15 protein-coding genes are annotated in these 10,944 nt (G+C 35.5%); 2 read left to right on the forward strand and 13 right to left on the reverse strand.

What is annotated here, in order from left to right:
• Positions 1-143: 143 nt before the first annotated feature.
• Positions 144-1,127 carry a rhodanese-related sulfurtransferase gene (locus AN214_RS16520; RefSeq protein ID WP_054980732.1) on the forward strand — a complete coding sequence of 328 codons (984 nt, stop codon included), beginning with the start codon at positions 144-146 and terminating at the stop codon, positions 1,125-1,127.
• Between the two features lie 324 nt (positions 1,128-1,451).
• Complete coding sequence (locus AN214_RS16525; protein ID WP_054980733.1) at positions 1,452-1,946, forward strand: hypothetical protein; 495 nt, start codon at positions 1,452-1,454, stop codon at positions 1,944-1,946.
• 209 nt (positions 1,947-2,155) lie between these two features.
• Here the strand turns inward: AN214_RS16525 and AN214_RS16530 are convergent, their stop codons facing one another.
• The 13 genes from AN214_RS16530 to AN214_RS16585 form a co-directional block, all read right to left on the reverse strand.
• Positions 2,156-2,569 (reverse strand): hypothetical protein, encoded by a 414-nt coding sequence (locus AN214_RS16530; protein ID WP_152960790.1) that lies wholly within the window; start codon positions 2,567-2,569, stop codon positions 2,156-2,158.
• A 242-nt stretch (positions 2,570-2,811) separates the two neighbouring features.
• Positions 2,812-3,174, reverse strand: coding sequence for a hypothetical protein (locus AN214_RS16535; protein ID WP_054980735.1), 363 nt, complete (start codon positions 3,172-3,174; stop codon positions 2,812-2,814).
• A gap of 22 nt (positions 3,175-3,196) precedes the next feature.
• Positions 3,197-3,715 (reverse strand): demethoxyubiquinone hydroxylase family protein, encoded by a 519-nt coding sequence (locus AN214_RS16540; RefSeq protein ID WP_054980736.1) that lies wholly within the window; start codon positions 3,713-3,715, stop codon positions 3,197-3,199.
• Positions 3,687-4,247, reverse strand: a complete 561-nt coding sequence (locus tag AN214_RS16545) for a DUF4166 domain-containing protein (RefSeq protein WP_054980737.1) — start codon at positions 4,245-4,247, stop codon at positions 3,687-3,689. Before AN214_RS16545 ends, AN214_RS16540 begins: the two co-directional genes overlap by 29 nt.
• Positions 4,248-4,556: 309 nt before the next feature.
• Positions 4,557-4,763, reverse strand: a complete 207-nt coding sequence (locus AN214_RS16550) for a hypothetical protein (RefSeq protein ID WP_054980738.1) — start codon at positions 4,761-4,763, stop codon at positions 4,557-4,559.
• 541 nt (positions 4,764-5,304) lie between these two features.
• Positions 5,305-5,463 (reverse strand): hypothetical protein, encoded by a 159-nt coding sequence (locus AN214_RS22885; protein ID WP_200911141.1) that lies wholly within the window; start codon positions 5,461-5,463, stop codon positions 5,305-5,307.
• A gap of 2 nt (positions 5,464-5,465) precedes the next feature.
• Positions 5,466-6,050, reverse strand: a complete 585-nt coding sequence (locus tag AN214_RS16555) for a DUF6338 family protein (protein WP_054980739.1) — start codon at positions 6,048-6,050, stop codon at positions 5,466-5,468.
• A gap of 55 nt (positions 6,051-6,105) precedes the next feature.
• On the reverse strand, positions 6,106-7,017 hold the full coding sequence (locus AN214_RS16560; RefSeq protein WP_054980740.1) for a hypothetical protein: 912 nt from the start codon (positions 7,015-7,017) through the stop codon (positions 6,106-6,108).
• 29 nt (positions 7,018-7,046) lie between these two features.
• Positions 7,047-7,535 carry a hypothetical protein gene (locus AN214_RS16565; RefSeq protein ID WP_054980741.1) on the reverse strand — a complete coding sequence of 163 codons (489 nt, stop codon included), beginning with the start codon at positions 7,533-7,535 and terminating at the stop codon, positions 7,047-7,049.
• A 47-nt stretch (positions 7,536-7,582) separates the two neighbouring features.
• Positions 7,583-7,999 carry a hypothetical protein gene (locus AN214_RS16570; RefSeq protein WP_054980742.1) on the reverse strand — a complete coding sequence of 139 codons (417 nt, stop codon included), beginning with the start codon at positions 7,997-7,999 and terminating at the stop codon, positions 7,583-7,585.
• Positions 8,000-8,515: 516 nt separating this feature from the next.
• A complete protein-coding gene (locus AN214_RS16575) occupies positions 8,516-9,838 on the reverse strand; it encodes a zonular occludens toxin domain-containing protein (protein WP_054980743.1) in 1,323 nt (440 codons plus the stop codon).
• On the reverse strand, positions 9,838-10,239 hold the full coding sequence (locus AN214_RS16580) for a DUF2523 family protein (RefSeq protein ID WP_054980744.1): 402 nt from the start codon (positions 10,237-10,239) through the stop codon (positions 9,838-9,840). The genes AN214_RS16575 and AN214_RS16580 overlap by 1 nt, the downstream gene beginning before the upstream one ends.
• Positions 10,232-10,678: a hypothetical protein gene (locus AN214_RS16585; protein ID WP_054980745.1), complete on the reverse strand. Its 447-nt coding sequence runs from the start codon at positions 10,676-10,678 to the stop codon at positions 10,232-10,234. The genes AN214_RS16580 and AN214_RS16585 overlap by 8 nt, the downstream gene beginning before the upstream one ends.
• Positions 10,679-10,944: the final 266 nt, after the last annotated feature.

Below are 10,944 nucleotides of genomic sequence, written 5' to 3' on the forward strand. Positions count from 1 at the left end.
AAACATAGCTAATTAGCGATGGTTTTGTGTGCAAAATATAGACAATAGAATTGAACAGCACAAAGTTTCTGTTACAATATCGACCCATTTTGGCGCCGGAATTACGCTCCGGTTGGTATTTAAAGCTAAACATTAGGAAAATTATGTCTCAACAATACGTCGTGTGTGCCCTTTATAAATTTGTTTCTTTACCTAACTATAAAGAAATTCGTCAACCTTTACTGAATACTATGGAACAACATAATGTGCGCGGTACATTATTGTTAGCTGAAGAGGGTATTAATGGAACGGTTGCCGCAAAGCGCGAGGGTATCGATGCATTATTAGCGTGGTTAGATAAGCAACCAGGACTTGATAATATTGTATCGAAAGAATCGTTTGACGACGAATGTCCGTTTTACCGAACCAAGGTAAAACTTAAGAAAGAAATCGTTACCATGGGTGTGCAAGGCATTGACCCTAAAGAAGTTGTTGGTACTTACGTAAAACCAAAAGACTGGAATGCTCTTATTTCAGACCCTGATGTTGTGCTAGTTGATACACGTAATGATTACGAAATCGAAATTGGTACTTTTGAAAATGCCGTTGATCCAAAAACCAAAACATTCCGCGAGTTTCCTGAATGGGCAGAGAAAAACCTCGACCCAAACAAAAATAAAAAAGTAGCGATGTTCTGTACAGGTGGTATTCGCTGCGAAAAATCAACAGCTTATATGAAAGAGCAGGGCTTTGAAGAAGTTTATCACCTTGAAGGCGGTATTCTTAAGTACTTAGAAGAAGTGCCAAAAGAAGACACTATGTGGAAAGGCGAGTGTTTTGTATTTGATAATCGCGTTGCGGTGGACCATGACTTAAACAAAGGCTCATACGATCAGTGTCATGCGTGTCGTATGCCAATCACCGAAGAAGAAAAGCACCTTGAAGCTTATCAAGAAGGCTTATCATGTCATCATTGTATTGATACAGTAAGTGATGAACAACGTGAGCGTTTTGCAGAGCGTCAAAAACAAATTGAGCTAGCAAAAGCACGTGGCGAAGGCCACATTGGTAACGAAGCACAAGAAGCTATCATCAAACGTAAAGCTGAAAAAGCTGCACGTAAAAAAGCACAATCTGAAAAAGCTTAATAACAACACAAAACGTTTTTTTACATTAAAATCCGATGGCGTGTAGACATCGGATTTTTTATTCTTTTAATAAACGTTACTCAATAATTTAAGTAAAAAAATATTTGATAAAGCTTTAAAAAATAGTGTGGCTTTCGTTAAACTTATTTGATTTTTTTCATTTCCTTATAATATCTTCTTGTATAAAAGTAGGCAGCGATAATAGTTCGCGTGTTTGTAAAATAAATAGCATTTAAATATAAACATGGTCTGAAATTTGTAAATAAATATACGTATTTATTTAACTGTTCGCACAGCGAACAACATAAAGGATAAGGGATTATTATGTTGTTATTTAGCTCATCATCAACCAATGCAGATCACCAAATTAAGCAGCCAAGCCACAATAAAAGCGATAATGAAAAGAAAACAGGCAAAGAAATGCCGGTCGCTGATGAGAATTCGGCAACATTTGACCAAGCAATAACAAAAGAAATGCCTAGTCAAACTGCATCTGAAACATCACAAAAGTATCAAAATAAAAGCATGTTTGAATCAGAGCGCAACGCGAGTTTTTTAGAAAAAATTCAAGAAGCGATTTTAATGCAACGACTCGGCGTCGATCTTGAAAAAGTGAAACAGTTGAAAGAAAAAATAGCAGAACTTGAAAGTATGCTTGAAACAGGTGACATTAGCCAAGAAGATTTTCAAAAACAAGTTTTAGCATTAGAAGAAATGATTGCTAATGAGTACCAAAAAGGGCAAGAGCGACGTCAAGAAAAGGAATTAAAACAAGCCAATGAAATTCAAAATACCAACGACGAATCGTTAATTTCTTAGCTTATTTTGCTAACTCAATAATTCATTTTATAAATCTATATAATGCATGGATTGAAACTAATAAATTCAATTTAACACTAGGAGCAGTAATAATTATTAAACATCTTATAATGTGTAGTATGTGATTGAAGAGGAAATGATAGTTTCCTCTTTTTTATTAATGAGTTAAATAAACATTTAAATATGTCAAAGTGACATTTTGATGTGTGCTATTTATGTTTAACTATTAAATAATCTGTTATTGCGACACTTAATGCAAAATAAAACAATCCAACATAAAACCAAAATGTGCTCTGTAAACTATCAGCTGTTTTAAAATTCTCAGCCGATAAATTTTTATCATTTAGCGCAAAAATTAAAAGTATGAAAAGCAAAAAAAACAGAATATTACATAAATTTAGTCGTTTAAGCTTGTTAAGGATAAAAATTATAGGCAAGCCGATAAGCGTATTTCCTAAATACGCAACAAAGAGTGCATAAATGCTTATTACAAAATAATTTGACCAAATGTTATCAAAACTGGAATGTGGTGAGTTAAAAGGAGCACTCACGAACAATAACGCAAATGCTAACGCAGGAAATACTATCAACGGTGCGAGCAATAACATCTTTAAATATTTCAAAGCAATATCCTTGCAACGAAAAAATCAAACAGTGTAATGCCTTGACCCCGTAAAGCAAGAGAAAGATTAGAGCTTTCTAAAAACATAAAAATAGCCTGTTGCGTATTTATTTCATACCCAAACAGTCGCACCCTCTAATGTATAGTATGTGATTGAAGAGGAAATGATATTTTCCTCTTTTTTATTAATAGGTTAAGTTGGCATGTAAATATGTCAAAGTGACATTTTTTACAGATTAACGATTAAGTATTATCGTAGTACAAACCAGTGAACCAAATAATTTCACAATCTTCACAATGATATAAAATGGGTAACCCAACTATTTTGCCATGCTCAATATGTTCATCCAAATGCATATTACATTCAGGACAATGAAAGTTTCGGCTAAGTTGAATAATGTAATCTTTTAATTTTACATCCTGACGAATATGATCTTTTTTTAAAGAGAATATAAATAAAATAAGCCCCACAAAGCCACTAACTAAGCCGAGTATTGCATTGAAATACCAACCTATTAACAAACTAAATATTGGAAATATGAAGAAAGTTAGGCAACTATATAAACTGAGAATGACGGGTGGCTTATACGCATTTTTAACAATCATAATTGATGCTCGTTATTAGAGACTATAAAATAGAGGCTAGATTTTTCGCGCTATATGCTCCAACTTTCGCAATTCTAGAAATAAAACCAGAAAGCCAAAAGTTTTCACCTGCTAACTCTTTTCCAGAGTCATTATGCTCTAGCTCTTCGAGCTGAACTTCTTTAATTGTTGCATACAGACTTGATCTTACGTCCAATTTTTCTAAAACTTTGTCTAACTCATGAACAACTATAGACTCTATGGTACTTGTACTTGTCCCTATGGATTTTAGACCAAATAACCCTATAAATACTCCATAAAACAAGCCTCCCCAAAAGAATAACTGGACCGCATAACACGTTCTACTATCTCGTTTTGAAAGCTCATTTTTAAAAATTTCAGCATGGCTTTTTTCATGAAACCTCATGCTATCAAGCTCTGCAAGGTTAGATCGGAAAAAATATCTTGCGACACACTTATGCCCTCGATAAACACCAACAGCACCAAGCTCACACGCATGCATTACTTTCAGCTCAGTCTTGATATTCATAATACTTTGCATTTAACTTTCCTGAGTACGAGACTAAATTACCTAAAAAAGGATAAGAAAATGAAACACTGAATATATACTTTTCATCTTTAATAAGTTTATAAGCTTTACATTTAGGAATTAAACATAGAGGTATTGGTAAACCAAATGCGGAAACGTTTAAGCAACGCCAAAACCAACCATTGTCAATAATATCGACAGTTAACTTCATTTTCAAAGGACCTGTAGTTTCGATCCAAAAGCCATTCTTTTTATTACCGACTGGCACAAAAAGAGACTCAACAGTAGTGTTGTTGTTAAACTTTCTATCCCAATGAAGCCCGGATTCAGAGTGCTTAATAGACACAACTAAATCATGAATACCTTGAGAAGGCAGTTTCATTTTTCTAGCAAGTCTTTTACCAATTAAACCTGAAACGCCACGTCCGTAGGATATCTCAACGTTTCCACTGAGCTCTCCACCAAATAAATGTAACTTTTGCAGTAACGGGTCAAGATTAGTAAACTCTTCTTCGAACCAATTACTGACAACTTCGTAACTCAAGTAAACCTCTGTTATACGTGAGACCTACCAAGGTAAACCTTGGTATAGGTCATTGTTATTAATAACATAATGCTAACATATTGATTCAAAATAATTTAATTAATTTTGTAAAGAGTAACGAAAACGTGATGAAATCAGCATCCTTTAACATGTAGTATGTGATTTAAGAGGAAATGATAGTTTCCTCTTTTTTATTAGAGAGTTAAATAAATATTTAAATATGTCAAAGTGACATTTATGTGTAAAACGCAAAGCTAAGAGGCAGGCGATAGCCTGTCCTTACTTGAGCGTATTGTTATATGACGGTCTCTAAAAAGAGCGCTGTTTTTTGTTTTGTACAGTTGCAAGTAGCACGAGCATTACACCAATACCCAAACCCAAAACCGCACCTCCTGCTACATCGTTACTGATACCCGAAAACTCTTGCGCCTTGCGCACTTCCAAAATCCAGAACGAAAATACAAATGAAATGCTGGCAATAAGTGGCAATAGAACGACTATCGATTTTTTAGACATATACAGCCTCCTTGATTGAATATCCACGTGGCATATAACAGTTTATTAAGAGGCAAGTTGACTCTTTTTCTACCGCAACATCGCCTGTTTACATTCTATAGTAATTTATAACACTAATAATTAATTGTTACTAGTCATATAGTTATTTGAAAATTAACATTTTATAAGTTAAGGAAAACAGGCAAATTGCCTGTTAATACTATTAAGGGGGAAATAATCATTAAGAAATAGAAGAGGCATAATTATTACTTCAAACAACTAAGAGTTTGATATGTGCGCAAATTTCATTAGTAAACAAATTGGGCTCAAACGACGCGGCTCATAACATGTAGTATGTGATTGAAGAGGAAATGATAATTTTCTCTTTTTTATTAATGAATTAAATGAAATGCTGATTGTGTCAAAGTGACAATTTTATAAACTAAAGGTAACAATAATAATCTATGTTCTTATTGAATGGGCGATTATGTGACCCGTGGAAAGTTGATAATGAAATAGATAACAATGGAATCTAAGGCTAGTTAGATTCCATAAGTAAATCTTATTCCTTACCCGGCGGTGTAGGGTTGTTAGCGGGACTATTACCACTGTTAGTTGGAGTATAACCGCCCTCAACTATTGGACGATCAGGTGTCGTTGGTTGATAACCACGGTCTTGAGGTTGATAACCATTATTTTGTGTTTGTCTATCTTCAGGCATAATTATTCTAATTCCCTTAATTCAATGTGTGAAATCTCACTATTTAATATTATAACACCTTTAGTTTGGTTCTTTTTTCTTTTGAAAGCTCCTTCTTCGTCTAAAATCCACACTTCTTCTAAATAAATCTGTTCAGGGGCGGGGGCACTCGATGAAAACGAGTTATGTGAATACAACCCGCCTATAATTGTGCCATCTTTTAAAACTACTTTAACCCAGTATGACTCTCGTTTTTCAAATACCCAATCCCAAGGTTTGGAGGTTGGGTGAGGTGCACTTTTTTGAAAAAAATTACGAGTCCTAATATATTTCCATACGATGACCCAGATTATAGGAAAAAGAAACAATACACAAAAATAGAATAGCAGTGTTGGAATGAGAGACTTAATATCACTCTCAAAAAAATAGTAGATGGGAACAAATAGTATAGAGTAGTTAATACAACTGTAAGAAATAGCATCAACAAGCATAGATGATACAGGTCGTTCTGTTCCTGGAAATATAAGCTGATAAACTTTTATACTAAGAAAACCAGGAATAACAAACGCAATAAAAAGTAATAGCTTATCAGCTTCCCAAATATTCAAAATGTTTCCTTAAAATTGTTACTTGAGTTAATGAGGTTTAATTTTGCTTTTATATTTAATTACTTAGGTAATATTTTATTTTACTACCCCAAGCTTTATCATGAACAATTCTTTTATGTTCTATTTCTCCATTAATAATTTGATTTTTCGTTAGTTTTGACAGTTGCTCCCAATTATTTCCAAAAATATAAGTTGCATTATCAAGATAGATACTTTCTAAGACGTAAACACCTTTAGATGAAAAACCGTAAATAAAATAACCGTTGAAACCAGCACGTCCTGTGGCAATAAAATCAGGATTATACTTAGTGATTTTTTCCATTCTAATATCAACGACGCCTTTGTCTGAGTCCTTTAACTTTTTTGTAACTTCTCCAACAAGCGATTTAGCCTTAGACCATGGGTATTTACCTGGAGGAAGAATATCCCAATGTAATTGCTTAACTTTAGCGCTCACAATGTTTCCACTTTTTGAATCGATTACTTCAAAACTACCGAAACATTCAAGCATTAAATTTGCGAGATGTATATTTCTGGATTCATTAGATTCAATTAGATTAATAGAATCGGTTGCAACATATTTATCTTGATCAATATCAACTACATGAAGAGTTTCTTCGAATGCTGGTTGGTATTCTCTGGGATACATTTCAATATTTCTTGTTTGAATTCCTGAATGCTCTCGGCCATGCCAATCCTGCCAGGTTCGATAATAAGATCTTGGATGCGTTTCTAATGGTAAATCCTTTCTTACTACAAGTTTTCCATGAGCATTAAGTTCAGTAACTTTACCAACAACATCAGGAATTAAATAATCACCAATAGATAGCTCATTATCAAAGCCAATAGCAAAAAGTTTTTCTTCAATGTCGTGAGATACTTTATGTGCTAGCTTTATTTCTTTACAACCTTTTGCAGCAGCTAATAACTTTGTTACTGATTTGATTGATTTTCCCCTGATATTCATAGGCACTCCTAGATTGTTGAATATTTGATTTATCGATTTGTACTAGCCTTGGCACAGGCTATATCGCGTTCTTGTTTGTTTTTTGCATTATTAAATTGCATATATCTTAATATGGCTGTACTGCATGCTTTTTCGAGTTCTCGGTTTCCCTGACCTGATGAAAAAGATACTTGTGCTATAACAGGCTTGTAGTTTAGTGATGCGTTGCAATACATGTTCTTTGTTTTAACGTATCGCCAGCCTTTTTCCGGGTTTCTTTCTAGGTGTTGGCAAACATCGTTAAAAAAGGATTTAGCGCTGACAGTACAACTAGAATAATTCGTGTAATCTTGTTTTTTGTTGGCACAAACTGATTTGGGTTTAAGTTTCCAAAGGTGATAAGAATAAGAAATATTATGACCTTGATATTGTACAGTTTTGGTTTTCATATCAGCACCGTAAATATCACTGAAATGGTCGTGAACTGAGTCAGTATAGAGTTGCAAAAGTGAGCTAACAGAAAGTATTAATAAATCCATTTAAATGCTGAATAAGTTAGGTAAGCATGTACCTAACTTAAATGATATTAGCCTGTTTTTCTAGCTAATTTAGCGACAATATCTAGTAATGCATCTTGTATATCATCACTATTTGATAATTGCTCTAATTCAGAGATCCTTTTTCTCGCGTTTTTAAGTTGTTCCGTAGCTCTATGTGCGGCCCATTTGTAATTATGCACATATGCTAAATCACCAGAGGTAACTTTTCCGTAAGGGGAGTGCATCACACCATCTTTATCGATATATGCATCATGCCAGCCATTCGAATTGGGTAAATATCCTCGATACATAATGTCAGTCAGTATTCTTACAGTTCCACATACACGGCCAGTCTCGATATAACGCCTTATTTGCCTTGGTGATTTACCAAGCTTCTTAGATGCTAATTCGTAATCAGTGCCGAATAGTGAATAGAATTGACTTTGAAAGTCTACCTTAACCATTGTTAACTCCCTATATTTCAGTGGTTAAGGGGTTGAATTGTTGTTTTCATAAGATTGTATGCAATTACATTTAAGTACCGTGCATAGGGTGTTTACGTGCACATGCGGTAAAATTTTTGCTCCCCCCCTATTAGTATTAGGGGGGAGGGCTGATACATCGGAGTTAAATTTATACATTGTTTTGGTTTAGCAGGGGGCGAACCAGCCACTTTTATACAAATGTTGCTGGTTTTGCCCTTGTCGATTTGATGTACGGGTATTGATATGTGGCATGTTGGTTTTGCATCAGGGGCAAGCCCCTAATAACCCCAAAAGAGTGAAATTAAGCTTTGTCGCTATCAGATTTTACCTTTAGATATGGATTCTAAGAGTTTACGTAATAAGAACGTTAACCCGTCGTACAGAAATAAACCCATCAGAACAGCCAGCATTATCTCAAAAATAGTTAGCGGTAAAATTATCTCTACAATTTGTTTATCGGTCATATTAATCCTATGGCTTGTTAGCTCGTTACGCTCAGACTTCGCTTGACTCGCTACCAATGCCAAACGGTTGTAATTCTATTGATGATTTACTGGGTTCTTGTATTTGGCTGTCTATTGGCCTAGGGTTGCATAAGGCTCGATACTCGTATTTTTGAGACTGTAAGAGTACATTGCATTCGTTTATGTATTTTGTATTGATACCCATTCCAAGTAGTTCGGTATTTGTGATTGATACGGAACCAAAATCAGGCGTTAGTAATTCAAAAATGATATGTCGTGAAAACGCTGACCCATCTTTTTTTGTGACGATGCCAGAAACAAATACATGCTTAGCGTTGTATGGCAGTTCTAAAAGAACATTAGCGCTAGTAGATACCTGATTGTTATCATCACGATTACTAACAACAGGAGTCTTGTAAGTACTTTCGACAGAAGCTTGCGCGGCTTGGCCGTTATCCTCCACAGGGTTTTTATCGGCAAAGAAATACCATAGTAAATAGCCGACACAAGAAATGAGTAAAAAGGTAACAATAAATAGTTGTGGACTGAGAAGGAAATTTTTACCTTTTCCTTGCGTAATACTTCCGGTAGCGGTTGATTTGTAGCACTTGTGGACTTCCAGCGGGATTTTTTTCCAGTTGATTGTTTCGTTTTTGTTTGGCTTTTTACCGTCGAACTTGGGGTTGTGTTCGTGGATTCTCGGACGTCGGTAGTAGTAAGGGATTTTTGCGAGCCCGTCAAAGTACTTGTGTGCATAGGCGTATTCGGTGACGGCTCTAATGTATTTGTGGACACTCCCAATGTCGGGCGTACAGCAGAGGATATCCCAGTTGTACTTGCGGTGTCGCATGTATGATTCTTTGAGTGTTTTTGGGTATATAACGTGGCCATGTTCATTAAACCTTTCTATTCCTAAATCATCGGTATCAGCTTCTGTTAAATCTTGGGGTTTGATTTCCTCTAACTTTTTCATGTGATAATCGTACATATAATCAGGTAAGACGTTCTTATAGTTCGATACATGTTTATAGTCACAAGACTCGGGCTTAAAACGCGATTCAGTCGGATAAATGTCTTGCACTTCGTCCATCACAATTAGCGCGCCAACTGGCATCCAATGAAACCAATTACGCCATAACATTTCGCCCACATCGTTTTGTGATGATAAACGCCATAGTTGGGCTGATTCGGGAAATGTTTCGCCAAGTTCATGCTCGATTGTCTCGAGCGGTAAAATACCCTCGATATTCGTTACGACTAAGCGGCCTTTACGTAGGGCTGGGATAACTTCGAACCAAGTAGCTGATGCTGTTTTAAAAGAACCTGGCGCACCATGAAAAAGATACGTACTCATTACACTATCCTTAGAATAAATCGGGTAACTAGGGCATTAAGATAAATGTTCAAACCATCAAAGAAGCGTGAATCAACAAGCGCAGCTTTTACGTCTTGTGGTAGTGCATTAGCAAGATTTGCTATTTGCGAACCTACTTGAAAACTTTCTAATATTTGCTTTGCAATAAACCAAGCTAACTTGATGCTTTCAAGTTTCATTTCAAAATAAAACTTAACCGCCCAAACTGTTATATATGCCCAAAACCTATCTATAAAACTTGGCAAGTCATCCTCAAAAAATGACCAGAAATCGGTAAAAAAATCACCTTGCATTTGAGCAACGCCTTGCTCACCTGTGTATGTATCTGCAAATGCAAAACACGGTATTAGTATCAAAATAAACAATAAAAACCTAAGCACGAACACCTCCTAAAACGGCATATAAAGCAAGACAAGAAAAAACGAATAACACAACAGGAGCAAGTGATTGCCAGAACGTGGCGAAGCGGCCTAGTCCATAATCAATAGACTGACCTTTAAGCACCATTGTCCGTTCTTCATATGCACCAGTTGCGTTTATTTGCATGTCGAACATACCTTTGATTTCTGATTGAATTTGTGAGTAATAATCTTTTAAATCAGTTTGAATTTGTGTTTTTTGTATTTCCAATTCACTTAGCTTTGCTGAGTCGAATAAGTCATTCAAACCACCTGTTTTACGCGCTGCTGTTGCTGAAATTGGGGGTTCGTCTTCACCATCTTCAGAGTCTAGTTTTTCGCTAATTTGTTCTAAAAGATTGTTAGTGACATCCATATCAATTGCGGTGTCGTAGTTTGAGTTTTTAACGTCAGATAGCAACTGGTTAGTGTTTCGTATTTCGCCTACGGTTTGGTCTAGTCGTGATACAAGTGAAGAATTTGCATTGTTGATATTGTCATTCAGTATCGTGATATTGTCGTTAACCTGATTAAGTGCATCTACTTCGTTAGTTTGGTCTGAATTATCAGTGTCTTCACCATCATTATGCGGGTCTGGGTCTGTACGATCCCCACAAAATAGTTATACGTTTTAATAATCATATTCCGGTCCCGCATTTTGAAGCTGCTTAATTGCATTTAGGCAGC

This window comes from Pseudoalteromonas sp. P1-9 (assembly GCF_001399975.1).
Classification (GTDB): Bacteria; Pseudomonadota; Gammaproteobacteria; order Enterobacterales; family Alteromonadaceae; genus Pseudoalteromonas.